Annotated in this window: 37 protein-coding genes and 1 tRNA gene; 19 read left to right on the top strand and 19 right to left on the bottom strand. The window is 63.8% G+C overall.

Translation table 11 applies throughout. The features are described 5' to 3' along the window. Positions 1-247: 247 nt before the first annotated feature. Both AB7245_RS22005 and AB7245_RS22000 read right to left on the bottom strand, forming a co-directional pair. Entirely contained in the window at positions 248-424 is a 177-nt protein-coding gene (locus AB7245_RS22005; RefSeq protein ID WP_084795141.1) for a DUF2934 domain-containing protein, read from the bottom strand. Between the two features lie 128 nt (positions 425-552). Next, entirely contained in the window at positions 553-849 is a 297-nt protein-coding gene (locus AB7245_RS22000; RefSeq protein ID WP_007591377.1) for an HU family DNA-binding protein, read from the bottom strand. A gap of 350 nt (positions 850-1199) precedes the next feature. On the opposite strand from AB7245_RS22000, the gene AB7245_RS21995 reads away from it, so the two are divergent. Both AB7245_RS21995 and AB7245_RS21990 read left to right on the top strand, forming a co-directional pair. Next, a complete protein-coding gene (locus AB7245_RS21995) occupies positions 1200-1694 on the top strand; it encodes a hypothetical protein (RefSeq protein WP_439034927.1) in 495 nt (164 codons plus the stop codon). Positions 1695-1857: 163 nt separating this feature from the next. Then, positions 1858-2160, top strand: a complete 303-nt coding sequence (locus AB7245_RS21990; protein WP_028161315.1) for a hypothetical protein — start codon at positions 1858-1860, stop codon at positions 2158-2160. A 735-nt stretch (positions 2161-2895) separates the two neighbouring features. Here the strand turns inward: AB7245_RS21990 and AB7245_RS21985 are convergent. Next, positions 2896-3174 (bottom strand): hypothetical protein, encoded by a 279-nt coding sequence (locus tag AB7245_RS21985; RefSeq protein ID WP_439034926.1) that lies wholly within the window; start codon positions 3172-3174, stop codon positions 2896-2898. Next, positions 3174-3374, bottom strand: a complete 201-nt coding sequence (locus AB7245_RS21980) for a hypothetical protein (protein ID WP_135213551.1) — start codon at positions 3372-3374, stop codon at positions 3174-3176. Before AB7245_RS21980 ends, AB7245_RS21985 begins: the two co-directional genes overlap by 1 nt. A gap of 243 nt (positions 3375-3617) precedes the next feature. Here AB7245_RS21980 and AB7245_RS21975 point away from each other — a divergent pair, with 243 nt between their 5' ends. After that, positions 3618-3803, top strand: a complete 186-nt coding sequence (locus tag AB7245_RS21975) for a hypothetical protein (protein ID WP_028151001.1) — start codon at positions 3618-3620, stop codon at positions 3801-3803. Between the two features lie 362 nt (positions 3804-4165). Here AB7245_RS21975 and AB7245_RS21970 read toward each other — a convergent pair whose 3' ends face one another. Further along, on the bottom strand, positions 4166-4879 hold the full coding sequence (locus AB7245_RS21970; RefSeq protein WP_439034925.1) for a hypothetical protein: 714 nt from the start codon (positions 4877-4879) through the stop codon (positions 4166-4168). A 5-nt stretch (positions 4880-4884) separates the two neighbouring features. Next, positions 4885-5091, bottom strand: a complete 207-nt coding sequence (locus AB7245_RS21965) for a hypothetical protein (RefSeq protein ID WP_028151003.1) — start codon at positions 5089-5091, stop codon at positions 4885-4887. 302 nt (positions 5092-5393) lie between these two features. Between AB7245_RS21965 and AB7245_RS21960 the strand changes: the two genes are divergently transcribed. Both AB7245_RS21960 and AB7245_RS21955 read left to right on the top strand, forming a co-directional pair. Beyond that, positions 5394-5846: a VOC family protein gene (locus AB7245_RS21960; RefSeq protein ID WP_014495478.1), complete on the top strand. Its 453-nt coding sequence runs from the start codon at positions 5394-5396 to the stop codon at positions 5844-5846. 341 nt (positions 5847-6187) lie between these two features. Further along, complete coding sequence (locus tag AB7245_RS21955) at positions 6188-6826, top strand: glutathione S-transferase family protein (RefSeq protein ID WP_439034924.1); 639 nt, start codon at positions 6188-6190, stop codon at positions 6824-6826. A gap of 186 nt (positions 6827-7012) precedes the next feature. Here the strand turns inward: AB7245_RS21955 and AB7245_RS21950 are convergent, their stop codons facing one another. From AB7245_RS21950 to AB7245_RS21940, 3 genes are read right to left on the bottom strand one after another with little or no spacing between them, the layout of a single operon-like run. Beyond that, complete coding sequence (locus AB7245_RS21950) at positions 7013-7180, bottom strand: hypothetical protein (protein WP_014495480.1); 168 nt, start codon at positions 7178-7180, stop codon at positions 7013-7015. A gap of 6 nt (positions 7181-7186) precedes the next feature. Continuing rightward, complete coding sequence (locus AB7245_RS21945) at positions 7187-7432, bottom strand: hypothetical protein (protein WP_439034923.1); 246 nt, start codon at positions 7430-7432, stop codon at positions 7187-7189. 56 nt (positions 7433-7488) lie between these two features. Further along, a complete protein-coding gene (locus AB7245_RS21940) occupies positions 7489-7743 on the bottom strand; it encodes a PilZ domain-containing protein (RefSeq protein WP_439034922.1) in 255 nt (84 codons plus the stop codon). A 224-nt stretch (positions 7744-7967) separates the two neighbouring features. Between AB7245_RS21940 and AB7245_RS21935 the strand changes: the two genes are divergently transcribed. Together AB7245_RS21935 and AB7245_RS21930 are read left to right on the top strand one after the other, a co-directional pair. Continuing rightward, positions 7968-8042: transfer RNA gene (locus AB7245_RS21935), tRNA-Glu, on the top strand. Positions 8043-8135: 93 nt separating this feature from the next. After that, positions 8136-8270 carry a hypothetical protein gene (locus tag AB7245_RS21930; RefSeq protein ID WP_439034921.1) on the top strand — a complete coding sequence of 45 codons (135 nt, stop codon included), beginning with the start codon at positions 8136-8138 and terminating at the stop codon, positions 8268-8270. Between the two features lie 211 nt (positions 8271-8481). Here AB7245_RS21930 and AB7245_RS21925 read toward each other — a convergent pair whose 3' ends face one another. After that, a complete protein-coding gene (locus AB7245_RS21925; protein WP_225005074.1) occupies positions 8482-8778 on the bottom strand; it encodes a hypothetical protein in 297 nt (98 codons plus the stop codon). Here AB7245_RS21925 and AB7245_RS21920 point away from each other — a divergent pair. The 8 genes from AB7245_RS21920 to AB7245_RS21885 all read left to right on the top strand — a co-directional run bounded on the left by AB7245_RS21920 (position 8777) and on the right by AB7245_RS21885 (position 16765). Further along, positions 8777-9007: a photosystem reaction center subunit H gene (locus AB7245_RS21920; RefSeq protein ID WP_081369264.1), complete on the top strand. Its 231-nt coding sequence runs from the start codon at positions 8777-8779 to the stop codon at positions 9005-9007. The genes AB7245_RS21925 and AB7245_RS21920 overlap by 2 nt on opposite strands. A gap of 1218 nt (positions 9008-10225) precedes the next feature. Next, on the top strand, positions 10226-10888 hold the full coding sequence (locus AB7245_RS21915) for a hypothetical protein (protein WP_439034920.1): 663 nt from the start codon (positions 10226-10228) through the stop codon (positions 10886-10888). 141 nt (positions 10889-11029) lie between these two features. After that, a complete protein-coding gene (locus tag AB7245_RS21910; RefSeq protein ID WP_439034919.1) occupies positions 11030-11656 on the top strand; it encodes a PilZ domain-containing protein in 627 nt (208 codons plus the stop codon). 122 nt (positions 11657-11778) lie between these two features. Beyond that, the gene (locus tag AB7245_RS21905) at positions 11779-12786 is read left to right on the top strand and encodes an acyl-CoA desaturase (protein WP_439034918.1); all 1008 of its coding nucleotides are present in this window, start codon (positions 11779-11781) and stop codon (positions 12784-12786) included. A gap of 137 nt (positions 12787-12923) precedes the next feature. Continuing rightward, entirely contained in the window at positions 12924-13181 is a 258-nt protein-coding gene (locus tag AB7245_RS21900) for a hypothetical protein (RefSeq protein WP_063983473.1), read from the top strand. Between the two features lie 578 nt (positions 13182-13759). Further along, positions 13760-14800: a PrsW family glutamic-type intramembrane protease gene (locus AB7245_RS21895; RefSeq protein WP_014495490.1), complete on the top strand. Its 1041-nt coding sequence runs from the start codon at positions 13760-13762 to the stop codon at positions 14798-14800. A 69-nt stretch (positions 14801-14869) separates the two neighbouring features. Next, positions 14870-15448 carry an HdeD family acid-resistance protein gene (locus AB7245_RS21890; RefSeq protein ID WP_063983474.1) on the top strand — a complete coding sequence of 193 codons (579 nt, stop codon included), beginning with the start codon at positions 14870-14872 and terminating at the stop codon, positions 15446-15448. A gap of 231 nt (positions 15449-15679) precedes the next feature. Beyond that, on the top strand, positions 15680-16765 hold the full coding sequence (locus AB7245_RS21885) for a 3-deoxy-7-phosphoheptulonate synthase (RefSeq protein ID WP_354121666.1): 1086 nt from the start codon (positions 15680-15682) through the stop codon (positions 16763-16765). Positions 16766-16823: 58 nt separating this feature from the next. Here the strand turns inward: AB7245_RS21885 and AB7245_RS21880 are convergent, their stop codons facing one another. Genes AB7245_RS21880 through epmA form a run of 3 tightly spaced genes read right to left on the bottom strand, consistent with a single transcriptional unit; the run spans position 16824 to position 19280 of the window. Next, complete coding sequence (locus AB7245_RS21880; RefSeq protein ID WP_063983475.1) at positions 16824-17081, bottom strand: hypothetical protein; 258 nt, start codon at positions 17079-17081, stop codon at positions 16824-16826. A gap of 43 nt (positions 17082-17124) precedes the next feature. After that, on the bottom strand, positions 17125-18219 hold the full coding sequence (locus AB7245_RS21875; RefSeq protein ID WP_439034917.1) for a lysine-2,3-aminomutase-like protein: 1095 nt from the start codon (positions 18217-18219) through the stop codon (positions 17125-17127). Continuing rightward, positions 18216-19280, bottom strand: a complete 1065-nt coding sequence (epmA, locus tag AB7245_RS21870) for an EF-P lysine aminoacylase EpmA (RefSeq protein ID WP_283018794.1) — start codon at positions 19278-19280, stop codon at positions 18216-18218. The genes AB7245_RS21875 and epmA overlap by 4 nt, the downstream gene beginning before the upstream one ends. Before the next feature lie 162 nt (positions 19281-19442). On the opposite strand from epmA, the gene efp reads away from it, so the two are divergent. Both efp and AB7245_RS21860 read left to right on the top strand, forming a co-directional pair. Then, a complete protein-coding gene (efp, locus tag AB7245_RS21865) occupies positions 19443-20009 on the top strand; it encodes an elongation factor P (protein WP_063983478.1) in 567 nt (188 codons plus the stop codon). Positions 20010-20026: 17 nt separating this feature from the next. Next, positions 20027-21649, top strand: a complete 1623-nt coding sequence (locus AB7245_RS21860) for a M23 family peptidase (RefSeq protein ID WP_439034916.1) — start codon at positions 20027-20029, stop codon at positions 21647-21649. 30 nt (positions 21650-21679) lie between these two features. On the opposite strand, the gene AB7245_RS21855 is transcribed toward AB7245_RS21860, so the two are convergent. Beyond that, a complete protein-coding gene (locus AB7245_RS21855; RefSeq protein ID WP_208086655.1) occupies positions 21680-22183 on the bottom strand; it encodes a cupin domain-containing protein in 504 nt (167 codons plus the stop codon). A gap of 32 nt (positions 22184-22215) precedes the next feature. Next, a complete protein-coding gene (locus AB7245_RS21850; RefSeq protein WP_439034915.1) occupies positions 22216-22695 on the bottom strand; it encodes a carboxymuconolactone decarboxylase family protein in 480 nt (159 codons plus the stop codon). A gap of 53 nt (positions 22696-22748) precedes the next feature. Here AB7245_RS21850 and AB7245_RS21845 point away from each other — a divergent pair, with 53 nt between their 5' ends. After that, a complete protein-coding gene (locus AB7245_RS21845; RefSeq protein WP_439034914.1) occupies positions 22749-23279 on the top strand; it encodes a MarR family winged helix-turn-helix transcriptional regulator in 531 nt (176 codons plus the stop codon). Positions 23280-23285: 6 nt separating this feature from the next. Here the strand turns inward: AB7245_RS21845 and AB7245_RS21840 are convergent, their stop codons facing one another. The 3 genes from AB7245_RS21840 to AB7245_RS21830 all read right to left on the bottom strand — a co-directional run bounded on the left by AB7245_RS21840 (position 23286) and on the right by AB7245_RS21830 (position 24144). Next, entirely contained in the window at positions 23286-23474 is a 189-nt protein-coding gene (locus tag AB7245_RS21840) for a hypothetical protein (RefSeq protein WP_439034913.1), read from the bottom strand. An 84-nt stretch (positions 23475-23558) separates the two neighbouring features. Next, positions 23559-23810, bottom strand: coding sequence for a hypothetical protein (locus tag AB7245_RS21835; RefSeq protein WP_439034912.1), 252 nt, complete (start codon positions 23808-23810; stop codon positions 23559-23561). Positions 23811-23883: 73 nt separating this feature from the next. Then, positions 23884-24144 (bottom strand): hypothetical protein, encoded by a 261-nt coding sequence (locus AB7245_RS21830; protein ID WP_028151025.1) that lies wholly within the window; start codon positions 24142-24144, stop codon positions 23884-23886. A 133-nt stretch (positions 24145-24277) separates the two neighbouring features. On the opposite strand from AB7245_RS21830, the gene AB7245_RS21825 reads away from it, so the two are divergent. Then, positions 24278-25507, top strand: coding sequence for a lytic murein transglycosylase (locus tag AB7245_RS21825; RefSeq protein ID WP_439034911.1), 1230 nt, complete (start codon positions 24278-24280; stop codon positions 25505-25507). Positions 25508-25513: 6 nt separating this feature from the next. Here AB7245_RS21825 and AB7245_RS21820 read toward each other — a convergent pair whose 3' ends face one another. Further along, positions 25514-26311 carry an aldolase gene (locus AB7245_RS21820; RefSeq protein WP_439034910.1) on the bottom strand — a complete coding sequence of 266 codons (798 nt, stop codon included), beginning with the start codon at positions 26309-26311 and terminating at the stop codon, positions 25514-25516. Positions 26312-26385 lie beyond the last annotated feature (74 nt).

The following is a 26385-nucleotide window of genomic DNA, read 5'->3' as shown; positions in this document are numbered from 1 at the left end:
GGTGCTGGCGGCTGTGCGACGCGGCCGTCCAGCTTTGAGAAGCCCCGGCCCCCAACGCCGGGGTTTTTCTTTGCGGCGTCTCGAACAACAAGGCAGCGAACAACAAAGCAGCCACACGGGCGTTACACCGGGTGGCTGCTTTGACGACTGTCAGCTTCGCGCAAGATTCCGTCGCCGTCATCTCAACCGCCGAACGCCGGACAACGTTCCGGCGCCTGGCAAATTTCCGTGCGGCCTTTGTTGACCGTCAGACCGGCAAATTGTCGTTCAGCCCCGGCGGGACTTCGCCTTGCGCGGCCCGCTCGGCGAGGAGCAACTTTTCGGCCTCATACCAGAAGGTGTCCATTCTCCCCGCGGGCTCGCCGGCTTCCCGCCAGAGATGATAGGCGCGGTCCCGGATCTGTTCCTCGCTCAGACTGGCCATGTGACGTCTCCCTTTGGGAAGCAAAGCGTGACGATGCCCGAGAGTTCCTTGTCCGTGTCTGACACACCAGCCGGCGGTCGTTGCGGCGCTCCGAGAGAGGGAGCCGCCGTGACGATGTCGCGGGCCCCTTAGACGGAGTCCTTGGCCACCTTCAGCGGCGAGGCCTTCACCGACTTGCTCGCCGGCTTCGCCGCGAACTGCATCGGCTCCTTGGTGAAGGGGTTGACGCCCATGCGGGCTTCGGTCGCCGGCTTGTTCACGACCGACATCTTGACGAAGCCGGGAATGACGAACTCGCCGGACTCGTTGAGCTCCTTGTAGCCGACCGTTGCCATGTACTCGATGACCGACTTCACGTCGTTCTTCGACAGCTGCGTGCCCTCGGCAATTGCATCAATCAATTGAGTTTTCGTCATCTTCGCCATGTCTGAATTCCTTTTGTGCGGGTGAGCAGATCTGCTCAGGACGCGGCTGAACCACGCAAGTGTGATGCCGATTCACGCCGGAGGTCATGAAGTCACGGGGCTTAGAACCCATTGAAGCCCAAAACACAAGCATGGCTTCGGCTGGGGTTCCACCCTTTCCCGCGAAAGTGTCGCAGCATGCGCCGCGTTGGCTTTGAACCATTCTGCCGCTGGCGCGTCTAACTAATTGAAGTCCCCAAGCTTCACCCCCATCAGAGAGCCCCGCTTCCCCCCAGGCGGGGCTTTCGCTTTTGGAGGTCTGGTGGAGCGCGCCGGCTGTTATATGGTTGGATGTTTCTCGTGAGGGGCTGATGAAGATTGCCATTGTTATCGCCGGCCTGATCGTCGTTGCGGTCGCCGCCCTGGTCGCCATCCAGCCGGAGTTCTTGAAGCCTGCGTCTCTGGCACAGGTCAAGAAGTCCGACATCTTCGGCTTTTCGCCCGGGATGACATTCGAGGAGACCAACAAGCTCGTCACGCAACGTCACTACCGCTGCCGACAGGGTCGCGGTTCGTACATCCTCGAATGCGAAATCAACGGCGCCAAGGTCACGGTCTATAATGACGACGTCGACGCCAGCCACCCCATCCGGCGCGTCAATGCCGCGTTGAACAATCCGGGGCCGCAGGACGCGGCCGTCAAGTCGATCTCCGACCAGTTCAACGCCCAACCGACCAGGGACGCCCGTGACGGATGGACGTGGATCGTCGGCCGTGGGCTCAAGCTGAGCTACGACGGCAGCGCCTTGAAGCTCGTGGACGAGGCCTGGGATAACAGGCTTCACAAGGACGAAGCCAAGCGCTAGGCGCGCTGCGCTGAAATGAGCGGACCGTCACCGCAATCCGGTTATCCCCAGCCAACGCGTCACCTCGTCGTGAAACCTGCGGTCCGGCACGCCTTGTTGAGACTTAGGTAACCTAACCCATCCACTCTCCCCGCCAGTATCGTTGCGTTGGAGTAAACCCACAGTGCTGAATTTTGACGAGCTGCGTGAACTCGCGGCTGATGTTCGCGTGTTTGTTGACATCGCCGAGGACAAGGCCGAAGCGCTCAAGGCCGTCATCGCGGCCTACGACGTGGTGCTGGCGATCTTCCCCTCGCAGGAAGGCATGGGCCTCCACGTCATCAAGGGCAAAGAGATCCTGGACAGGATCGCAAACTCGCGGACCCATGCGGTGTACAGCCACACGGCGATCGCGGTTCCCGACCTCGAGCATGCGCAGATGCTCAAATATCTAACGGCGCCTGTCGAACGGCGGATCGCTGCGTAATTGCCGACGGCAAGCGCATCCTCACGATGACCAGCGGATAGGAACGGTCGGCTCTCCCGCACATTGACCCATCTCCAGATGAGGAGATTGCAATCAGCGTTGAAGGTAAAGCCAAGGAAGCCGCCGGCTACGTCAAGGAAGAGCTGTACGAGCACGGCAAGTCGCCCGAGAGCCAGAAGAAGGCGCAGGAGGGTCGCGACCTCAGGAACGAAGGCCGCGTCGAAGACGGCAAGCCGCCTAAGACGACGAAGCCCGGCACCGGTCACTAGACCGACTTTTCGAAGACCGCCCCTGGCTCTGTCAGGGGCGGCTTTTCATGTGCGCTCGTGCCTCGGACGCAGCGCTCGCGGCGATGCGAAGCATGGTCCAACAGCGACGAACACGCTGCGGCTACGTCCCATCTCGCATGTCCCTGGTCGCGAAGTGACATCCAAACGCCACCAGGACCAGAGCAAACGTCGAGCCGAGCAGAATTCGCAGGGTCGATCCCGTCTCCTGGCTCACATACCGGACATCGTGTCGGTGCGCGTAGCGTTCAGGATGCTCGGCATCGGGCTCCTGAGGCGAGCTCGTCAAAAGCACAAGCCACGCGACGGTCCCGCAAAGCGCAGCAACCCTCGCAACCTTTCCGAGCCTTTGAAGCCAGCGCGTCATGCCGCCCTCATCATGGCGTGGATCTCCGCTGCGCCTTTGTCCGGATCAGCCTTCATAAGCTCCAGGAGGTCGCCGCGCGCCTCAACTCTTCGGCCTGGCCAGCAGCCTGAGAGCGCTGAGAACGCTGATAACGGCGAAAGCGCTGAGAGCGTAGGTGAGTGCATTCACGAGCCAGGAAATGGCAATCCCTGCGAAGCTGGAGCCTCCGACCGCTCCCCAGAACAAATACGCTGCGGTGATGCCGGGCCACTCCAGCGAAAGAAAAGCGAAGTCGGTCAGCGGCTCGATGGCGAGGAGCACCGACGAGATGAGCGCCCCGATGGCCAATGCGATGATGAGGTTTGCCTTCACGGAGAGCATCAAAACCCCAGCAGCCCGGCGATGACCGGAATCAGGAAATAGGCGGCGAGCCCGAGAAGGCCGCCCACGACAAGGCGTGCAGCGCGGCCGTGAATCTTCGTATCGAGCCACGCACAAACGGTCACCGCAGCCCGTCTCAGCCAGTCACCGACGAGGATTCTGACGAGATCAAACAGAAGTTCTGCAAAGAAAGCGGCCATGGCGTTTAGTCGCCCTACCTCTGGCGGGGTTCAACTGCCGAGAGTTTGATCATTGCCGGCGCCGGTTCGATAGGTTGCTGGCGAGGTCGCTGCTCGACACTCGTAAACAGCCCTCATCGCCGAGGAACGGGCTAATCGGGGGCGGATTGGTTTTCCGTCACCGTGAGTGATGCCGATGCGGATTGACGAAAAGCCCGCCGCAAGGCGGGTTCTCTTTTGAGAGAATTCCCTGCATAGTGCGGCATGGCCAAAGCAAAAGTGACCTTCAAAACCGTCCGCCTCTCAGACAGCGACTGGAAGATACTGGCGGACTACCCCGACCACGAACAGCGCGAAATCACCGGATTCGCCAGCAAGGCAGATGCCGACGACTGGATCAACGGCGATCGCAAGATCGCATGGCTCCGCTCCCAGGGTTACGCCAAGTGAGCTAGCCAAGTGACGTAGCTGTCGCGCGCACGTCGCGATCCCCCTTTTTGATGTTGCAGCCGCATCGTGTCATGTCCTCGCGCGGACAGACGGTCACGCATGCGCGGCTCACGCCTTGCGTTAGGACCCGCTAGCGTCCCCTGCAACCAAAAGGAGTAAATTAAACCGTCGTCAATCAAGGGGAGATCGTCATATTGCCGGACCAGATCCCCTGGGGCCCGGTCGACGCGCGTGGCGCAAGTGCCATTGGCTTGCTTTCGCCGAAGGTGGTGGAGAAGCTGGGGTATATGATGGGGCTGGTGCGGGAGCGAGCGTGACTCGTTCGCATCCGTCGCGAAGCGCGAACGCTGCTCGCAGCCACTTCAATTCGTCGTGGTCTTGCCGCCGCGCATGGACACGAGCTTGTCCTCACCAAATCCGAGAATGAGCCAAGCGGTCTCATCGAAACCGTCTGCGAGCTTTCCCTCGTGAGAATACACGATCTGAGCAGCTTCCGACTTCGACGGCGGTCCCAACGCCGTGATGACCTCCTGACGCGACATACCTAAATGCAGCTTGCTGTCGAGGACGACGGGCGAGAACTTTTCCGGGATGATGGCGCAATCGGCCGAGGCCCCGGCGTCTTTCTCAATGAACTCTTCAACGATCTCCGTGACGAGATGGTCCGGGCCGCCCATCTCTCCGCTGGACACCACCCATAATCGATGCTGCGCGCGCCGATAACACAGCCAATAGATGCTATCTCCAGCGTCGCCTTGGTGTCGGATGGTCCCTTCGCCCACGGCTTCGCGAACCGCGCCGAGCCGCGTCTCTTCGAAACGGCCGGCGAATGCGCCTAGCGAAAAGCGGGTCGCCAATCTCTTCACGACTGTCGGCGGCACGCGCTCGAACGCATGTTCGTCGACTGGGGGCGGCGGTGTCTGCGCAGAGCAGTCGTCCGCGGGGATCGCGAAAAGGAGAAGGAGCAAGACGAGCGTCTTTCGACCATCAACTCCGAATTGCCTATATATTTCTCGCCTCAGCAGGTCGCGCCTAGGCGTCGAGAGTGCGGGCATCAGTTTCTGGGTGTCGGACACGTCAGTCACCCCAGCTTCCCTTCATTGATCTTGTGCGCAACCTCGCCAACAGAGCTGCCAACGATGACGGCGGTCACGATTGGCCAAAAACCCGCCACCATGACGATAGCGCCCCAACGCATGTCTTCGCCGGGCCGTCTATAGCCATCGTTGATGCCGCCGAGGATCAACCAGATCAGGCAGCCAATTGCATATCGCTTGAACCATTTCACGGCGAAATACCTTCCAGATATGGGCATTAGTGACCGTGACATTGAGGATGGTTCATCGGCAGGACCGGGCTTACTCATTGACGAGAAGCGCTGAATTCCGCTGACAGCGCATTGAACTCATCTGCGTGTCCCGGCTGACGCTACGGCTTGTCCGTCCATGCTGAGTTGGCTGACCGCACCCACCGTCTCTTCCTCACGCACATGTGCCTGCGCCCCCTGCCCCTCCTCCCACTTTCCTGCTATCTCCTGTCCCCGCCGTTCCGGCCCAAACCAAAACACCTCCGTATCAGGGAGCAACAACCATGCGATACCTCCACACCATGCTGCGCGTGCGCAATCTCGATGTCGCGCTGAAGTTTTACCAGGATGCGCTGGGACTGAAGGAGGTGCGGCGGATCGAGAACGACAAGGGGCGCTTCACGCTCGTCTTCCTGTGCTCGGCGGACGATCTCGAGGCGCTGAAGAAGCAGCCGCAAACGCGCGGTGCGCCGCTGGTCGAGCTCACTTACAATTGGGACGAGGAGAAGTATGGCGAGGATCGCTTCTTCGGCCATCTCGCCTATGAGGTCGACGACATCTACGCCACCTGCGCGCAGCTGATGAAGGCCGGCGTCACCATCAACCGTCCCCCGCGCGACGGCAACATGGCCTTCGTCCGCTCGCCGGATCTGCACTCGATCGAGTTGCTGCAGAAGGGCGAGCCGAAGGCGCCGGCCGAGCCGTGGTCGTCGATGCCGAATACCGGCCACTGGTAGGGCCGCGACGCAGGAACCAGCCCTCGCTACCCGTGTTGTCCCTCCGACATAACGATTGGAGGAGGACGCAATGGGACGAGGACTGTTGCTGTGGATGCTTGGCGTGCCGATCCCGGTGATCATTCTGTTGTGGCTGTTCTTCGGCCACTGATCATCGGGCTCGATTTGCCGGGTTCGATTTGCCAGGCTCAACTCGCCAGGTTCAACTTGCCAAGTTTGGCTTGCAATGAAAGCTCCGCCGACGGTGGAGCTTTTTGCATGAGGGGCGCGCCGCAATCGCCGTCGCTCCCGCCAGGGAATTCCGCTATCACGCGCGCCAAAGCGAAACGCGGGAGGACTTCATGCCGGACACCAAGCGGACGATCTGGGGCCGCGCCAACTCGGTCAACGTGCAGAAGGTGCTGTGGTGCCTCGCCGAGCTCGACCTGCCCTATGAGCGCATCGACGCCGGCATGAGTTTCGGCAGGACCCGCGAGGCCGACTATCTCGCGATGAACCCCAACGCGCGAATCCCGACGCTGGTCGAGGGCGACTTCGTGCTGTGGGAATCCAACTCCATCATGCGCTATCTCTGCCTCGCGCATGGCCGCGGCACGCCGATCTATCCTGAAACCGCAAAGCTGCGCACCAGCGTCGACCGCTGGCTCGACTGGACGCTGTCGATGGTGCAGCCGGTCGACCGCCCGGTGTTCTGGGGCATCGTGCGCACGGCCCCCGCCGAGCGCGACATGATCCAGGTGCAGCGGGATGCCGATGCCGCCGCCGAGGTCTGGGCCATCGCCGACCGCCTGCTCTCGTCGCGCCGCTTCATGGACGGCGACCAGTTTACGCTGGCCGACATCGCGATCGGCGCCTATGCGCGGCGCTGGCTGGGCGTCGAAGGCATCACCCGCCCGGCGCAACCGCATTTGACCCGCTGGCTCGCCGAGCTCGGCAAACGGGGCGGATTTGCACAGTTTGTCGCACCGCCGATGTCGTGAGCCGGTGGCGCGGCGTAAGCTGCGCTGAGTGCGCGATGAAGCGTCGTTTTGGCGCACGTCTAGGGCGTCGCGCCGGGACTTGACGGCTACTGTGCATGGGGTTGTTTTCGCGTTTTTTGTTTTGAGAGCGTTTTCAAGCGAAGTGGATACCGGTTCGCGTGAAGAAAACGCGTCCAAACAAGACCCCTAGCGCCAGCCGCGCTCGACCAGCAGCACGCAGATGATCAGCACCAGGGTCACGGCGGCGGTGGCGAGCTTGGCCGTCCAGCTCAGGCCGCGGCCGACCCACAACAGCAGCGCGCAATACATCACGAAGGGGACGATGATGTCGGGCCGCATGAGATCCGGCGGCATCCGACTTCAGCGCCTGACCGTGGTCTCGACGCTGACCGAGCCGCCGATCTTCACGCAGGTGCCGGTGCTCTCGACCATGACGAAGCGCGGACCATAGGAGGCGCAGGAGCCCGCCTTCGCGGTGCCACCCGTCCCCTTCAGCGGCAGAGTCTTGCCGGCCTGTGGCGGCTCGGCAGGCGGAAGGCGCAGGGCCTCGGCTGCGGCCGCGGAGGTGGCCAGCAACGGGATGAGGATGAGGAGCGGCGCGCGCATGCAGCCGTTCTAGCCCGGACCGGCGCCACGCGCCATCCGGGTCGCCTCGATCGGGATCAGATGAACTTGACGCCGGCCGATTTGCCGCGGCGCCAGATCACCTGGCAGCTCCGCCCGGTGCGGGCATCGCGAGCGAAGGCCATCCGGATCACGCCCGGGAGCTGGCTCGCGTCCTCGCCCAGCATGATCTTCGCGCCCGTATCAGAGATGTCCTGGACCAGGCAATGCCGCGCCGCGAATCCGCCGTCGAGCGTGATCCAGGCGTGCCGCGACAGCGATTTGCGGGCTGCGCGCTTCTTGGGCTGGGGCATGGACAAATTTCTCCGGTTCCAGCGCTAGCTCACGGGGCCTAAGAAACCGTTGAAATCGCCCCCGAATGTCACGGGGGTGGAGGCTATCCACCGGTGCCAAAAGACCGTTCCCGAACGGCTTGCCCACGGCGCCAAAGGCCACTATACGTTCGCCCGCTGCAGCCGCCGGGCTCGACTCGGATGGCCGGCGGCCATGCCGTGAAAAGCGGCGGGGCCTTGTGTTTGCTCCCTTCGTCTATCGGTTAGGACGCCACCCTTTCACGGTGGAGAGAGCGGTTCGATTCCGCTAGGGAGCGCCAACAAAATCAATCACTTGCCGCCTCCTCCACCGCCGTGTCCAATATACGGGTATGGGCTCGTTCACAGCGCGCCGGGTCGGGGAGCTGCGCGAAATGGAGCGCCTTTGCTCGGATTGGGCGGACGATGACGATCTCGTTCTCGCGCGCGACGGACTGAACGCGCTGGCGGCCGACTACCGCGCCGCTGCGGACGCGATGGTTCCCTCTAGTGCTGTTTGGGACCTTTAGGGCGCGGTGAGCGTTGAGGCGTTAGCACCGGGGCAGGATCGCGAACCCCGGAGTTCGGATCATGAGCACGATCCCTGTGGACCTCGAAAGAAAGTTCGAACATCGGTGGGCCGCCAGATTGGCGCGGCCCATTCCGCCGGCTCCATTTGCGCGCCCTGCCTGTCCGAGGTGCAAGGCCCAGATGATGCTCGTCAGCATCGAGCCAAAAAGCCTAAGCGTGGACTTGCACATGTTTCGCTGCGCTGTCTGCAATCACGCACTTACGACCTTCGCAGCGCATGAAGATCCCATGCATTCCAATGGCCGCTGGCTTCAAGGCGATTTGCACCCACCAAAGTAACCCGCGCTGCAAGTCGTGACCGAAAGCGAGACGCCGCGGCTGCCGGAAGGTTTCAGGGTCGAGCTCGACAAGGACGGTTGGCGGCACTGACTCGCGCGAAGCGGCGATGGCCTCGATGCATCTGCCGCGCTGACTGATCTTCACTAATCCGCCGGCCGCGTAGGGCATGACCATGTCCGATGACTGGACCAAACGAGCGACGAACATCCTTCGAGAACTTCATGCTGCCGAGACGGAGCTAATCGGCAGGGGTGTTATCCTGACCGACGGTAAGGCGGGGACGGTTGATCACGTCTTCCTTGACGAGGTGCACGGGCTCCGGATCTCGATCGGTGGCCACGACGGCAAGTGGCCGATTTCGACTCTGAAGCTTCTAGACTCCGGTTTCGCCAGATAGCTTGTCCGCCCGGTCACCGTCCGCGGTGATCACTCGGTGACCGGGCGCCGAGCGCGGACTTCGAAGGCCTGCTCGCCGGTGCCTGGCCGAGTAAGCCAGTCACGGTTTACCTGGAGTGGCAGCCATGATGCAGAACGTTGTAGCCGGATGCGTCGTAGTGGCTTTGATTATCCTGGCCTTGATTGGCTTCGCCCAAACGCACCATGAATGTTGGCACGGGCACGTGCTCCTAACCCATGAGCCCTGCGGATCCGTCAGCCCTTCAATATAGGAACAACCATTTTCCGTTGATCTAGGCGCGGGACCAAAGCCCCGCCGCTCGTGAAGTTCTGCCAGCACAGGTAAGCTTGCGGACGACTCAGCGCGAAAGCCCCCCTACCGCCCGGTAACCGCCTTCTGGCGCGCAGCGTTCAGGCCTGCCTTTGTCTGTGCAGTTGCGGCACTCGCGGGCTCTCGATTTGGGGGCGGCTCATTGAGGTCTCGGGCCCACGGCGCGCCAGATCGAGCAACTGACTTCGGAGCGGCATGTTCTGAGCTGGAGCAGGCAGAGACGAGAGAGACGACAACAAGGGACATCCCCGTCCGGCCCAACGTTTGAGTGATCCTGTTCATCAGGCAATCAACTTCTGGCGCGGCCTTACTGTTGGCGCCTGCGATCCGCTCTAGCATCGAAATAGATGACCACCGCGAATGTGGCGCCTAGAGCCAAAACGCTGACACAGCCGGTAATCAACGCCACCGCCATCATAGCTGGATCAGTATTTCTACGGCGTCAGGGGCAGGCAATTCACGAATGATTAGCGCATGCAACAAGGCTGGGGCCCGCCAGCGTGAACCTGCGGGCCTTTGCTTTTCCACACCCACGATGCGCAGTAGCCCGCGTTCGTTCCGCGGCCCAAGGGATTGATAATTGGACTCTCTCGGCGCCAGGCTTCGATGGCGCAATGACCAAGGCAGAGAACCGAGCGGCCGCCAGGGCCTACCACCAGGAGCGGATGCGTAAGCTCGACGAGGAAGCCGAAGCAGCACGCATTTTTAGACGGGGATAAACGACCATGGACATCATCCCATCTCTTTCACGGTGGAGAGAGCGGTTCGATTCCGCTAGGGAGCGCCATCATCCGGGCCATCGGGTGATGCGGCGAAATCCGCCGCCCCTGCATGAACCTCCCCGCCCCTGACCGACGACCAATGTCCCGTTGGAACCGGTGCAGGCCCATGGCGCAGCGCAAATCCCCCTCGGACCGCCAGACCGGCGCCGCCTCGCCGGCACCGCCGTCCTGGATGCACCGTACCGCGCCCTACGCGCCGGAGCGGCGCGCCAGAATGATGCTGGAGCACATGGCACGCGCCCGATCGCTTCCGCAGCCCCAGGCCGCGACGGCGCCGACGCCGTCGCGCACGAGCGGTATGAACATTCTCGGCGACGCCTTCGGCTACACGGTCCTGTTCGGTATCATCGCCCTGCTGTTCCAGTCGCGCGTTCCGCTCTATCTCGGCGCCTTCCTCTTCCTCACCGACGGCGAGCGCATCGAGCACGCGCTTGGAACGATCGGCATCCGGCTCGAGCCGGACACGGTCGGGCCCGACATCATCAACGGCTTCGCCTCCCTGTTCGGATGGTTCGCGCTGCTCGCATCCTTGCGAGGCTCCGTCCCGGCCTGGCTTGCGGCATGGATGCCGCCGGACACATCCTGGTCCGCCATTGCCGGCATCGCCGTCGTGTTCGCGACCGTCGAAGCGTCTGGGGGGCTGGCGATACGGCACGCATTGCCGTGGTTCGGATTCCAGATCAGGCCGGACAGCCTGACCGCGACGACGATCAAGCTCCTCATGGCCCTTGGCCTGCTCGCCTTGCTGGTACTGCTCGGATCTCTCTGAGCGGCGCGCAATGACGATGTCGTGAGACGGCCGGGGCGTTTACCGGAAATTTACCCCTGCTATTTGATCGGCGTATCGTTTGCTTAGACGTTGCGCCCTACCGTGAATCTACGGAAACAATCCGAAACACGATTGGCGTTCATGTCCGTCTCAGAGTTCCTCCGGCAGCGTGCAGTGGAAGTCAGCGTGAGCGGCAGCTACTCGCTGCCGCGCTGGTACGATTGTGAGGGCCAGCTGCGTACCTTCGCCTGCCGCACCAAGCGTGTCTCGCCGTTCCGCATGATCGTCGACGTGCCTGTTGTCGGCAAGGTCGGCGAGCGCGTGACCTCCTATTTCCAGGACTTTGGCGAATTCCAGTGCACCATCAGCGCGACGCTGAAGGCGGGCTTCCTGATGGAACTCGAGATGACGCGAGAGCGGCGCGCCTGGATGTCGGAAAAGCTAACGTGGCTGGAGAAGAAGCAGAAGGACGCCAGCATTCTGGAACTGCGCAATGACGCGCGCTTCGTTCCCCAGGTCTCGCACACCTTTCTGACGCTCGCCGACGGCAGTACCCATGCCTGCTTCATCATCGACGTCTCCACGGCCGGCGTCGCGATATCCTGCGAATACGACCCGCAGATCGGAACCCCACTTGCGGTCGGCGCCTGCGTCGGGCGCGTCATTCGCAAATTCGACAACGGCTTTGCGGTCAAGTTCGCCGAGAAGCAGCAGCGGGACGACCTCGTCCGCCTGGTTGTCCGTACGCCCATGCTGCAATCGGCCTGAATCGGCCCGATCGATTTTAACTCAATTTTAACTAAATACTGGAGGTGCTGATCCCCGCGCGGTAGGGTGTGACCCAACATGTCCGCAATCACTGCGGGCCCCGAGTTATTGGAAGTCCCGGAATGTCCATCGCTGAGTTCGCCCCGGCAGAGACCGCCCAAAACGCGCCCGCCGTCGCAAAGCCGCAGCTCCCACCCGGCGTCATCACTGAAGGCCCGCTCGTCCAGGCCAAGTTGCGCGAAAGCTATCTCCTCCTCGGTATTCTCTACGTCGGCGCCGTCGCGGGCATCATCTGGGCCATCACGCAAGGCGTCGGCAAGGTGGAGCTGTTTACCTTTGCCTGGATGTTCGCGTTGACGACGTTCGGCATCGGCGCCGGCATGCACCGCCTGTTCGTCCATCGCAGCTTCCGCACCGGCCCGATCATGCGCGTCTTCTTCTGCGCCATCGCCCAGATGGCGGTGCAGGGCTCGATCGCGAAATGGGTCGCCAACCACCGCCGCCATCATCTCTACGCTGATGACGTCGGCGACCCCCACAGCCCGCAATTCGACGGCTTCGGCAATCGCTATGTCAGCGCGCTCAAGGGCTTTCTGCACGCCCAGGGCAGCTGGGTGTTCGATCAGGCGACCACCGACAACGAATACTACGCCAAGGACATCCTCGCCGATCCGATCGCGATGTTCTTCGTGCGTACGCGCTGGGTCTGGTACGGGATGTCTGGCGTCTTCATTCCCGGCGTGATCGGCTACACCTTCGGTGGCGTGCACACCATGATCGGCTGCGTGCTGTTCTCCGGCCTGCTCCGCTGTTACCTGCTGATCCTCACCAGCCAGCTCACCGGCTCGGTCTGCCACGCCTACGGCTATCGCCGCTTCGAGGTCGAGGACGCCTCGACCAACGAGTTCGTGACCACGATCCTCACCTTCGGCGAGGGTCTGCACAACAACCATCACCGCTTCCCGCGGGACGCCTATATCTCGCACGCCTGGTGGGAGATCGATCTCAACGGCCTGATCATTCTGGGCATGGAGAAGATCGGCCTCGTCCACGACGTCTTCCACGCCTCGCACCGTCAGCTCGAGCTGGCGTCCGAAGCGGAGGCGCAGGCAGCCACGACGGGGCGCTGAACCGGCAGGCCGGCGGCCTCCTCCGGCCGTCTCGCCTCCGCTCCGCTGCCCTATCGCGGCCCCATTGCGGGATCAGCTTTTGAGGGTCTGTGCCTCGTGCCGGATCTCATTTGCAGACTTGCGATCGGGGGGACCGAATGGCAGTCAACAAGATTAGGATTGATAAGATCACTTGGGACAGGGTTGGCCGGGTCACCGAGCCCGGACGCTACATGTACACCTTTGGCTGGCTGACGATTACGGCTGGCGATCTCGATATCTGGAAGCAATATCCGCAAGCCGCCTTCACGCTGCTCGCGCACCACGCCGAGCCGGACGAGGCCGTCGGCGAGGAATTCCATCTCGGCGCCTTCGACATCGCGCCGGACACCCCACCGCCGTTCACCACGCATTGAAGGGCGGGAACGCCGGCCCAAATCGCCTTGCGGGCTGCGCGCGGCGCAGGCGACCGCGGGAACGCATGGCATGCACGTTGCTTAATCAACGTCATGATGCACATCCCCGCCGTCGACCAGGCCTTCCTGCTGCTGCTCATCGTCTTCTGCCTTGGCACGTGCCTCGTACGCGCCTTCTGGGAGCTGGAGCAGGTGCGGGCACGCCGGGTCGCAGCGCCGCCCCGCGGGCGCACAACGAAGCGTGACTAGGCCGGTTGGCCCGGCCGCGCGTTGTCCAGGCGGCAGCCACGCCGCCTCTGGACACGCCGTTCGCGCACGTGCATCGTGAATCGAAGAAACCTGCGCAGTGCCTTGATCTGACTTGCCAATCGCGATCCGGTGACGAGCGCGGGCCGCTCCCATCAATGACGAATTGGTTCTGTCATGCGCTTGATTGCGCTCGCATTCTACACGTTCGGTGCCGATCCCGATGAACGCTGGCTGTCGCGCCTGTTAAGTGACGCGACAGCAAATGCATGACACATGGTCGCATCGGTAGACGTAGATAAGCAGATCAAGGGAACCTATTTTCGGCGCCGATGTACCTGATTGAAGCTTTGCCCACCGTCATCGGAACTGCCGCCATCGCCCCGGCGCTGCTGATGCTGTGGCTCGTCATTGCCGCCGAGGAGCGCCCGGGACCGCCGGCCCAGGTCTGGACTGCGTTCCTGCTCGGAGCGGCCAGCATTTCGCTGCTGGGCCTTGCCCGCGCGCCCTTCGCCAAGATGGTTGCGGCCCCCGACAACCCCTGGGCGGCGCTCGCCATGCATTCGGTCTTCGGGGTCGCGCTGCCCGAGGAAGCGGTCAAGGTGATCGCCATCGTGCTGGTCTCCTCGACCAAGCGGCGGACCTTCGCCAATCCGATGGACACCGTGGTCTATGGCGCAGCGGTCGGCCTCGGCTTCGCCGCCTACGAGAACCTCGCCTACCTCGTCCAGCACGCCGAGATGTGGCGCTCGCTGGCCGCGCTGCGCAGCGTGCTGACCGTGCCGTTCCACGGCGCGCTCGGCATCATCGCCGGCGCCTACCTGACGATCGCGCGGGCCGGCACGGCGCTCGGCGCCAACCGCCACCATCGCGACTGGGCCCGCCTGTCCAGCCGCCTGCTGATCTTCGCAGGTCCGGTCGCGCTGCATTCGGCCTTCGACTTCCCGCTGCTGACCTTGCAGCGGATGCCCGATCTCGATCCGACGCTGCGGATGTGGCTGGGCGGAGCGAGCCTACTGATCGGCTTCAGCTCGATCGCCTTCGCCATCCGCCTGGTGCGGCGGGTCGCGCGCCATCACGCGCCGCGGACCGATATCGCGCGGGAGCGGCTTAGCCAGCTGCGCCGGATGTGGGCGCTGCTGCTCGCCGGCGGCGGCGTCGGCTTCCTCGGCCTCGCCTTCGTGCTGACCTCGATCCATCACTGGCTGATCAATCCCGAGCGCAATCTGACATTGGCCCTGATCCCGATCGGCTTCGTCTCGATCCTGCTCGGCCTCGCGCTCCTGATCGTCACGATCGCGATCTACATTCTCGGCCGCAACCGCGTTCGCACCAGCGGCGAAGGTTTTTCGTCAGCGCACGGCGGCGGTTGAACCACGGGATGGCAAGCGCGGTGTGTGCATACTAGATTGAGCACACATCTTTCGATCTGGAGCCTGCCGATGACATCGCCTGAGGATTTTTCCCGGCTGCAATCGGCCATGAGCGAAACGGTCAAGGCGCATTGGAAGGCCTTCCTGTTCGAAGGCATCCTGCTTGCCGTTCTCGGCGTCGCCGCGCTGATCCTGCCGCCGCTCGCGAGCCTTGCGATCACGATCTTTCTCGGCTGGATGTTCCTGATCAGCGGCATCGGCGGACTGATCGTGACCTATTGGGCGCGCAGCTCGCCGGGTTTCTGGTGGTCGCTGATCTCGGCCGCGCTGGCCGTGCTCGCCGGCATGCTCCTGCTGGCCCGGCCGATGCAGGCCGTGCTGACGCTGACCATCGTGCTCGGCGCCTACTTCCTCGCCGAGGGCGTCGCCACCATCATGTATGCGCTGGAGCACCGCCGCGAGCTGAGCAGCCGCTGGTCCTGGCTCCTGATCTCCGGCCTCGTCGACATCGCCATCGCGTTCATGGTGATCACGGGGCTGCCGAGCTCGGCGGAATGGGCGATCGGCATCCTCGTCGGTATCAATTTGCTGTTCGGCGGCGCCACCCTGATCGGCATGGCGCTGGCGGCACGCAAGAGCAACAGTTGAGGCGCCTCGTGGCCGCTCGCGCCGATTGGGGGGTGACAACCCGCCAATCGCACGCTATATGAGCGGCCATGATCACCCTCGTCACCGGCTATTTTTGGTACTTTAGCTACGACAGCTCGCTGGCGGCAGGAGGATCGCGCTCAATCTGAATATTGAAGCAAACGTCCGAACAAGCCGCCAGACCTGGCGGCTTTTTTATTGCCGGCAGGTTCAAACAAACAGGAGCCCGCCGTGCTGAGCACGACCGACGATCTTCGTATCCGCGAACTGAAAGAGCTGAGCACGCCGGAAGAGGTGATGCGGGAAGTCCCGCGCACGCTCACCGCAACGCGTGTGGTGATGGCGGCGCGCAACGCCATCCATGCCATCCTCAACGGCCAGGACGACCGCCTGCTGGTCGTGGTCGGCCCCTGCTCGGTGCACGATCCCAAGGCCGCGCTCGAATATGCCGAGCGCCTCGCGAGCTTGCGCGAAGAGCTGGCCGACCAGCTCGAGATCGTGATGCGGGTCTATTTCGAGAAGCCGCGCACCACCGTCGGCTGGAAGGGCCTGATCAACGATCCTGACCTGGACGGCAGCTTCGACATCAACAAGGGCCTGCGGCTGGCGCGCAACGTGCTGTCCGCGGTAAACAATCTCGGCCTGCCCGCCGGCGCAGAATTTCTGGACATGACGACGCCGCAATACATTGCGGACCTCGTGTCCTGGGCCGCGATCGGCGCGCGCACGACCGAGAGCCAGATCCATCGCGAGCTGGCCTCGGGGTTGTCCTGCCCGGTCGGGTTCAAGAACGGCACCGACGGCAATGTGCGCATCGCTGCGGACGCGGTGAAGTCGGCCTCGCATCCGCATCATTTCATGGCGGTGACCAAGCTCGGCCGTTCGGCGATCGCTTCGACCGCGGGCAACGAGGATTGCCACATCATCCTGCGCGGCGGCAGCCAGCCGAACTACGATGCGGCAAGCGTCGCGGCGGCCTGCAACGATCTGGCCAAATCCGGCGTCGCGCCGCTGGTGATGGTGGATGCGAGCCACGCCAATTCGAGCAAGAAGCCGGAAAACCAGCCGCTGGTCATGGCCGACATCGCCGGCCAGATCTCAGGTGGCGAGAACCGCATCATGGGCGTGATGATCGAGAGCAATCTCGTCGCCGGCCGCCAGGACGTGGTGCCGGGCAAGCCGCTGACCTACGGCCAGAGCATCACGGACGGATGCATCGACTGGGCGACCACGGCAACCGCGCTCGAGCAACTCGCTGACGCGGTCGAGATCCGGCGCAACACGAAGCGCGCGGGGCTGCACGAACGCTCGGCGTAAGGCCAAAGCCAACGCGGGCGGGGCGAGCTGTCGCGCCCTGCCCGCCGCTAGCCACAAGCTAACAACCGCGGCAGATGCTCTTGATCTTCTTGTCGAGCGCCGCGTCTTCCTTGTTCACGGGATTATTCGGATCGCTCAGATTTTTCTCGTTCGGTACGTCACCGGCGCGCGGCTGGCGATGCCCGATCGGCGCTTGCGGCACCGACCCGGACGTCGCGCCGCCGGATGTCGCCCCCTTGGAGCCGCTGGGCTGTGCAACCGCCGCACCGCCAAGCAAGACCACGAGCGACGCTGCCACCACCATGATCTTCTTCATGTCCGTTCCTCCATTCTCAAACCCACGTTCTCTGCATCGCCGCTCACGTCTCGGGCGGATAGAGATGAACGTCGCCGCAATAATCCACGATACGATAGCGCGTTTCCTTTTCCGCTTCACGCGCGTCGGCTGCGGTATTTTGCACCGCCAACACATAATTCGGCCCCACCGGCGATTTGCCGGCGCCGCCGGGAATGTCGATGACATAATCGGGCTGACACAGTCCTGACACCCGTCCGCGCAGCTGCCGCATCAAATCCTGCCCCTGGGCCAGCGTCGTTCGCAAATGCACGGTGCCCGGCGCGAGATCGCCGTGATGCAGATAATAGGGCTTGATCCGGCATTCGACGAAAGCTCGCATCAAATCCGACAAAGCGGCAATGCTGTCGTTGACGCCGCGCAAAAGCACGGACTGACTCACCATGGGAATTCCGGCATCGGCAAGCCGTGCGCAGGCCGCGCGCGCAGGCCCCGTCAACTCGCGCGCATGGTTGGCATGCACCGCCACCCAGGTGGTCGCGCCCTCGACCTTCAACGCAGCCACCATCTCGTCGCTGATCCGCGCGGGATCGGCCACCAGCACGCGGGTGTGAAGGCGGATGATCTTGACGTGATCGATTCCCGCGAGATCGGCCATGATCTCGCTCATCCGGCGCGGCGACAGCATCAAGGGATCGCCGCCGGTCAGGATCACTTCCCAGATCTCGCTGTGCGAACGGATGTAGTCGATCGCCGCGCGATAGGCGCCGTCCGAGAGCGCGTTCTCCTTGCCGGGCCCGACCATTTCGCGGCGGAAGCAGAAGCGGCAATAGACCGCGCAGACGTGGACGAGCTTGAACAGCACGCGGTCGGGATAGCGATGCACAATGCCCTGCACCGGCGAGTGCGGATGATCGCCGATCGGATCGGCGCTCTCACCTGGCTGCATCTCCAGTTCCGCGACGGTCGGAACGAATTGCCGCGCGATCGGATCGTCGGGATCGGACGTGTCGATCAACTCGACCAGCGCCGGCGTGATCGCCACCGCATACCGCGCGGCGACACGTTCGAGCGCGGGCAGCGCTTCGGCAGGTGCAAGCTGTGCGGCCACAAGTTCGGCCGGCTCACGCAGGGTGCGTGCAAGGTTGGTCTTCGTCATGTCTCACTTAACGTTTCATTTGCAGGCGGTGTCCACACCACCTGATCGATCCGCGCTGCGCCGCTCGCCAGCATCACCAGCCGGTCGAAGCCGAGCGCGACACCGCTCGCCTCCGGCATTTGGGCGACCGCGGCCAGAAAATCCTCGTCCAGCGGATAGGCCTCGCCATAGCGGCGCTGCTTCTCCGCCATCGACTCCGTGAAGCGCTTGCGCTGTTCCTCGGCGTCGGTCAACTCGCCAAAGCCGTTGGCGAGTTCGACGCCGCAGGCATAGACCTCGAACCGCTCGGCGACCCGCGGGTCATCGGCCTTCACCCGCGCCAGCGCCGCCTCTGGAGATGGGTATTCGAACAGAATGGTCAAACGCCCCTGCCCCAGATGCGGCTCGACATGCTCGACCAGGACCTTGCTGAAGATGTCGGACCAGGTGTCGTCCTCCGCCACGCGGACCTTGGCGCCGGCCGCCTGCGCGAGCGCGGCACGATTACCCTCGCCGCCCGAGATTGTCGACAGCAGGTCGATCCCTGCGAACCGCTCGAAGGCGCCGGCGACCGTCACTAGCTCCGGCTCCGCGAAGGGGTCGGCGGTCCGGCCGCGGAAGGAGAACGTCCCGATCCCGGTCGCCTGCGCGGCGCTGGCGATGACGACGACGGTGTCCGCCATAATGGCATCATAGGGGGCGCTGGCCCGGTACCATTCCAGCATGGTGAATTCGGGCAGATGCAGGTCGCCGCGCTCACGATCACGGAACACCCGTGCGAATTCGAAAATCCGCTCCTCGCCCGCCGCCAGCAGCTTCTTGCAGGCGAATTCCGGCGAGGTCCGCAAGTACCGGCTGGCACGGCTGCCATCGGGCCGCATGATCTCGGTCCGGGGGGCGTGCAGATGGGTTTCGTTGCCCGGGGAGACCTGAAGGACCGAGGTTTCGACCTCGAGGAACCCCTGCTCGGCGAAAAAGCCCCTGAGAGACCCGGTAATGGCCCCCCTGGCCTGGAGGAACGGCCGCCGGTCGAGGTGCCGCGAGGGCGACCAGAACGGCGAAATCGGCTTGTCCCCAACCATCAACCGGCCGCCCCGCAGGCCAGCAAAATGCTGGCATTCAACGACAAAATGCGTATGTTGCGGCCCGAAACGGGTGCCGCGGTCTGATTTGAGGCCCCAGGTCCCCCATCAATTTGACCACGTCCTGGCCGGAGCCGGGCCAAGCAAGCAGGAAATATAGCTTTGAGAGTCATCGCCAGTTCTATTCGCAAGGGCAACGTGATCGAGCAAGACGGCAAGCTTTATGTCGTTGTGACCGCCGAGAACATCCATCCCGGCAAGGGCACTCCGGTCAGCCAGATCGAAATGCGCCGAATCTCGGACGGGGTAAAGATCTCCGAGCGCTACAAGACCACCGACCAGGTCGAGAAGGCCACGATCGAAGAGCGCAACTTCACCTTCCTCTATGAAGATGGCGACGGCTTCCATTTCATGAACCCGGAAACCTATGACCAGGTCCAGGTGTCCAAGGACGTCATCGGCGATGCGGCCGCTTATCTCCAGGAGAGTATGACAGTCAAGCTGTCGACGCATGACGTCAACGTGGTGTCGATCGCGTTGCCGCAGCGCGTGACGCTGGAAGTGGTCGAGACCGAGCCCGTGACCAAGGGCCAGACCGCCTCCTCCTCCTACAAGCCCGCGGTGCTCTCCAACGGCCTGCGCACCACCGTGCCGCCGCACATCGCCGTCGGCACCCGTATCGTGGTGATGACCGAAGACGGCTCCTACTCCGAGCGCGCCAAGGACTAAGCGAGGAATCAGAGCAGGTGCCGCCGGGGGCCGAGGCAGTGGTTGGGAAAAGTTTCCGCTTCGTCTCGCTGGTTCTGGCGGCGCTTTCGCTCCTCACCGCCACTCCGCTCGCTGCGGACGAAATCCGCAGCCCTTCGCTCACGGCTCTGCGCGTCGATTGGCGCGCAGCGCTCGACCAGTTCCGCACCGAGGTCAACAGTCGTCCCCCGATCGCGGGCGACTTCATCTTCGCACCCCGCCGTTCGGTGCCACGCTACGATCCGCGCGCGATGCCTGCGCTGGTGCAGCTCAACGCGGTCTCATCGCAATTCTTCACCGGAATCGCCCGCAGCTCCGTGCCCGTGCTGCTGCCGTTCGATGCTGCCGCATATCTCGAGGCGCAGCGCAATCGCGCGCCGGGGACACTCGCGCTCTCGCGTTATCAGGCCGATTTCAATCCCGTCGACATGTTTGATGCCGGCCCCTCAGGTTACAGTGCCAGCTTCTCGCTCGAACCCGGTGCCGGCGACGGTATGCCGAGCCGCGTCTACACAAGGCCGGTCGAGGTGCAGATCACGGGCTCGGCACTCGTTTACGACGTCGCCGATCCCGCCGGCGGCAAGGGCGAGCAGGTCAAGCCGCTTGCAGCAACCTATCCGGACCTGCGCAGGTTCATCCGGGAAGGCTATGTGCGCTACGCCTTCACCCGCTTCGGCGTTGCCTATGTGGTCTCCATCCAGTGCCTGGACAGCATCGCAAAGCCGCGGAGGCTCGCCTGCAAGGAAGCCTATCCGGTTGCCGAGCGCTTCCTGAAAGGGCTCCGCATCGCCGGCGGCCAGCGCATGCGGCCGCTGACGGACATGGCCTCCAGCATCATCGATCGTCCTTCAGCGCGGTCGCCGGATTTCACCTACCGACCGAGCGGCGACATCATCCCGAACACCGGCTATCGCAACAAGGCCGGCCATCCGGATGTGATGGCCTATGCGCAGATCCGTTTCCCCCTCGAAAAGGCGCCCGCCTTCGTGCGTTCGCAATCCTACGGCAAGCGCGACAAGAGCGACGGCCCGACGGCCTATCCCTGGCGCGACAATTTCTGCGAGTCCCGCAGTTTCGAGGTCTGGCAGTGCGGCGGCGGTTATGGCCACCAGGGCGAGGACATCCGTGCCGCCGAATGCCCACCGCCCGGCGAAGGCCACGAACCCTGCGATCGCAAGCAGCGCGGCGTCGTCGCGGTGCGCGACGCCATCGTGATCCGCGGCGCCAAGGATCAGGCCGCGACGCTCGAGGTCAACAGCCGCACCGAGCATATTCGCTTCCGCTATATGCACATGAACCCGCAGGCGCTGACCGCCGACGGCATGCTCAACGGTCGCATCGTCACCGAAGGCGAGAAGATCGGTGTGGTCTCCAACTATCTCGACCATCCCGCCGGCACATCGATGCATCTGCATTTCGACGTGCAGGTATTTACCCGCGACGGCTGGATCTGGGTCAGTCCTTACGTCACGCTGGTCTCGGCTTATGAACGCCTGATCCACGCCCGCGGCCGCGAAGTCGGCCCGGAGATCGCCGGCACGCCACAGCCGGTGGCGCATGCGTTGCCGGAGGACGTGATCAAGCCGGACCTGCGCGAGGGATCGAGCGGCGAGGAGAATTGAGGGGCAGGCTGCTCATGCGGCCGCTACAGACTACTCCAACAGCGTCGTCAGTTGCGCGCCCTCGTCCGCCACGAACACCGCGATCAATTCCGCCGGCTCGGTCGTGCTGGCATTGGCCGAGACCAGATGCGTCGATCCCGGCGGCTCGAAGAAGGACTGGCCGACACCAAATGTCTCGACAGGACCGCCACCAAGCTGGGAGCGGATTTCACCCTTGGTGATGTAGGCGGTCACCGAACCCGCGTGACGATGCGGCCGCGAGAATCCGCCGGGACCGTAGAACACACGCACGATGGTGACGCGCTTGCCCGGGACGTTCGGCAGCGCGTAGGAGCCGATCGGCTCGACCTTGTCGAGCGGCGAGCTCTCCGCCGCGGTCGCGCAGAGCGGCGCCAACGCGCCGGATACGGCGTCCATCGTCACCGGCAACGCCTTGCCGATCGCCAGCGCGCAGGCGAGCCCGCCGACGACGGCCAGCGCCATCGAGCGCGATGGCACCGGACGCTGCGCATGGGTCAAACTCATTGCAGTCATGATAACCTCCCCTTGTTTTCTCGTTGTTGCACTCAAGATGCCGCGGCGCTCGCTGCGACCGGCCGCTTCGCCGGCGTCCAGCGATACGCGGCGCCAAAGCGGTTCCAGACGTTGATCGAGGCGACCGCCGAGGTCAGGTACATCAGCTCGGTCTCGGAGAATTCGCGGGAAGTCTCCGCATAGACCTCTTCGCTGACGCCATCGGGCAGGCAGGTCAGCGCCTCTGCCCAGGCCAGCGCGGCGCGCTCGCGCGCGGAAAAGACCGGCGCCTCGCGCCAGACCGCGACCAGATTGAGCTTGTCCACGGGCACGCCGATCCGCTCCGACAACAGGACGTGGTGCTGCACGCAGAAGGCGCAGCTGTTGATCTGCGAGGCGCGCAGCTTGACCAGCTCGAGCAGCTGCTTGTCGAGGCCCGCCTTGGCCGCCACCTGGCCGAGCGCCAGCACCAGCTCATACGCATCGGGCGCGATCTTCTTGAAATCCTCGTACTCGCTGCGGGCGTGTGACACTGCCGTTCACCTCGTGTATTGTAAGACTGCTTACATCTTATAAGAGCTCTTATATGTCACGCAAGACCGCTGCCACCACGAAATCGAAGGCTTCGCGGAAGCCGACCGCGCCTGCCGAAATCGTTGCCGTTCGCGTGCCCGCGCCCGGAGAAGGCAAGCGCGGCGAGCAAGGTTATCTCGGCTATCTGCTGCGACAGGCCCATGCCGCGGTCCGCCTGACGATGGAACGGACGCTCGCCGACCTCGGCGTGACGTCGCCGCAATTTGCCGTGCTGACCATGCTGAACGCCTATCCGGGCCTCTCGGGCGCCGACGTCGCCCGGCTCACCTTCCTGACCCCGCAGACGGTCGGCGTGATCATTCGCAACCTCGATCGCGACGGTGCGATCGTGATGACGCCTCATCCGGTCCACGGCCGGATCCAGCAATGGACGCTGACGCAGCGGGGAACGACGCTGTTGAAGGCTTGCAGGGAGCGCGTGATCGCGCTGGAGAAGCGCCTTGCCGCAAGTCTGGACGCCAAGGCAGAGACCGCGATCCGGCGCTGGCTCGCCGGCATCGCCGCCGATTTGCAGGAGGACTAACCGGCTCTAGTCGCCGCCGCCCCCGTCACCACCGCAGCCGCCGTCGCCTCCATCGGCATCCGAGAAATCGCTGACGGCGCCGTCGCCCTGAATGCCGCGGCCAAAGTTCTCGGCGATGATCATCAGGATCACGACAAACAGCCCGGCGCCGAACGGCCAGGGATTGCTACCGATGATGTCGAACAGCTCCCGCATGCGCGCATTCTGGGCAGACGGAAGCAAACCGACCGTAAAGCGACAGGCTTGAAATTGGGGATATCCGGGCAGCCGCAAGGACGCTCAGCCGCCCTTCAACGCTTTCTTAACCTCGCCGTCGGGCCAGGCATCGCCCGCCGCGCTCACGCGCACACGGCTCTGATCGGCGGTATTCACCAGCACATGCGAACTCGTCCGATCCCCGCTCGGCTCGAGACGCAAATCGGTTTCGGGCTTCCAGCTCAATGTGGTCGCGAGATCGCCGGGATAGATCCGCCATTGCGATCCGTCGTCGAGCTCGACGACATGGCTTTCCGCATGTGCCCGTATCTTCATTCCACCCCGAATTCTCGATGAGCAGACTGCGTGTAGAAGGCGAGCCCCGGCGCTCGGCCGGGGCCCTGCTCCGTCAGTCGTTGTCGTGATGAATCACGGTCTTGCTGCGATTGCCGAATTCATCTTCCTTCTTGATCACCGTGGTGCGGTTGGCAGGCTCGCGCTCCCTGATGACCGTGGTGCGGTCGCGATCGCGGTCCCGCTCACGATATTCGTGGGACTGTCCGACCGTCACGCCGGCACCGACCGGGCCGACGTGAACGCCGACTTCGTCGGCGAATGCAGGGGCGGCGATGGCCGTGACCATGGCGGCGGCAAACAGATATCTCTTCATCTTCGTCCTCCAATGTATGCGGAGGGAATGCGGGACTGCGACACTTTGTTCCGGCGGAACGCGGGGCGATGGCCTGTTCCCGGTGTTCCAGGAACCGGCCCACAGCAGCCGTGATTCCCGCTAGAATGGGTCCATGAAACAAGCTGATTCCTCGGCCAATCACAGCCGCCGCGCCCTGCTTCGATCCACGCTCGGCGCAGCCGCACTCATCACATTCCCCACGCAGCTTCTCGCCGCGCCTCCGGGCTTCGACGAATGGCGCGAGGGGTTTCGTGCACGCGCCATGGCGAAGGGCATTTCGGCTGCGACCTGGCAGCGCGCGATGGCGCGGGTCGAGCCCGACATGAGCGTGTTCAAGCAGATGCGCAACCAGCCCGAATTCCACGAGCAGGTCTGGCAATACATCAACCGTCGCGTCTCGGACTGGCGCATCATCAACGGCAAGATCGCGCTGAAAAACAACGAGGCGCTGCTCGCGCGCATCGAGCGTGATTTCGGCGTCGAGCGCGGTACGCTGCTGGCGCTGTGGGGCGTGGAGTCCGCCTATGGCGATCCGCTGGTGCAACAAAACCACATGACGCCGGTATTCCCCTCGCTCGCCGCGCTCGCCTGGAACGAGCCGCGCCGCAAAGCCTATTGGGAGACCGAGCTGATCAACGCGCTGCGCATCGTCGACAAGGGCTGGAGCACGCCGGAGCAGATGCAGGGATCCTGGGCCGGCGCGATGGGGCACTCGCAATGGATGCCGGAGGTCTGGCTCAATGTCGGCATCGACTATGACGGCGACGGCAAGGTCTCGCCGTTCGGCAAGCCCGACGACGCGCTGGGCTCAACGGCAAAGTACCTTGTCAATCGCGGCAAGTGGCGCCGTGGCGAGCACTGGGGCTACGAGGTACGCGCGTCCGGCGATATGAGCGGCAACCGGACCTACGCGGCGTGGGCATCGGCCGGCGTCACCCGCGCCGACGGCCAGCCGTTTCCGCAACCGAATGCATCCGCGCAGATGTGGACGCCGGTTGCGGGCGGGCCGACATTCCTGCTGGGACCGAATTTCTATTCGGTGAAGAGCTACAATCCCTCGATGAACTATGCGCTCGCAATCTGCCATCTCGGCGACCGCTGCCTCGGCGCGCCGCCCTTCATCCAGCCCTTCCCCGGCTCAGAGCGCGCGCTGACGCTCGCAGAGGTGCAGGAGATGCAGACGCGCCTGACCAAGGCCGGGTTCGACACCGGCGGCACCGACGGCCGCGTCGGCAACGACACCATGAAGGCGATCAAGGATTTTCAGCAGCGCGCGGGGATCACGCCCGCCGATGGCTATGGCGGGCTGAAGGTGCTCGCCAAGCTGCGGCAGGGGTCGTAAGCCGTCTCAGTGCCGGTACTGCGGCTCTTCCGCATCCAGCTGGCGCCGGATCGCGGCGAGATGCAATCGCGCGGATTCGAAATCGCCTTCGCGCATCTGCCTGTAGGTTTCCTCCGCGATCGCGGGATCGACCGGCAGCACCTTTCGTCCCGTCGACATCGCCAACACCTGCACCTCGGCGGCGCGCTCGAGATAGTAGAGATCGTCCCAGGCCTCCGCGATGGTCGGCGCCAGGACCATCACGCCATGATGCTTCATGAAGACGATGTCGGCATCGCCGACGGCGGATGCGATCCGCGCGCCTTCGCGGTTGTCGAGTGCGAGGCCGTTGTAATCGCGGTCCACTGCGGTGCGGCCGTAGAATTTCAGCGCGGTCTGGCCGGCCCAGATCAGGGGATCACCCTCGGTCATCGACAAAGCCGTGGCGTAGGGCATGTGGGTGTGGAAGGCGACCTTCGCGCGCGGCAGCAGCCTGTGCATCTCGGCGTGGATGTAGAACGCGGTTGCCTCGGGCGCGCCCTCGCCGTCGAGGACGTTGCCGTGGAAATCGCAGATCAGGAGCTTTGACGCCGTCAGCTCGCGGAAGGCGTAGCCATATGGATTGACCAGGAAGAGATCGTCATGGCCAGGCACCACGGCCGAGAAATGGTTGCAGATGCCCTCCTCAAAACCATTGCGCGCGGCCATGCGGAAGCAGGCCGCAAGATCCTCGCGCGCGGTGCGGATCGCGTCGGTGGCGAGATCAGGCCGGTTCGAGCGGAACGGCGCAGGTGCGGATGAGGAAGATTGAAGGCTGTGCGCCATGGCGAAGGAAACCTCTATCGGTCGGAAGAGGCCCGCGTTGTACAGCGCCAACGCCTCTGCGTCAGCCCCCGCGG

Origin of the sequence: Bradyrhizobium sp. 604_D8_N2_3, from assembly GCF_051810765.1 — a bacterium.
GTDB classification, from domain to species: Bacteria; Pseudomonadota; Alphaproteobacteria; order Rhizobiales; family Xanthobacteraceae; genus Bradyrhizobium; species Bradyrhizobium barranii.
The sequence above is the reverse complement of the archived record's forward strand: the minus strand, read 5'-3'. Positions and strand labels throughout refer to the sequence as shown.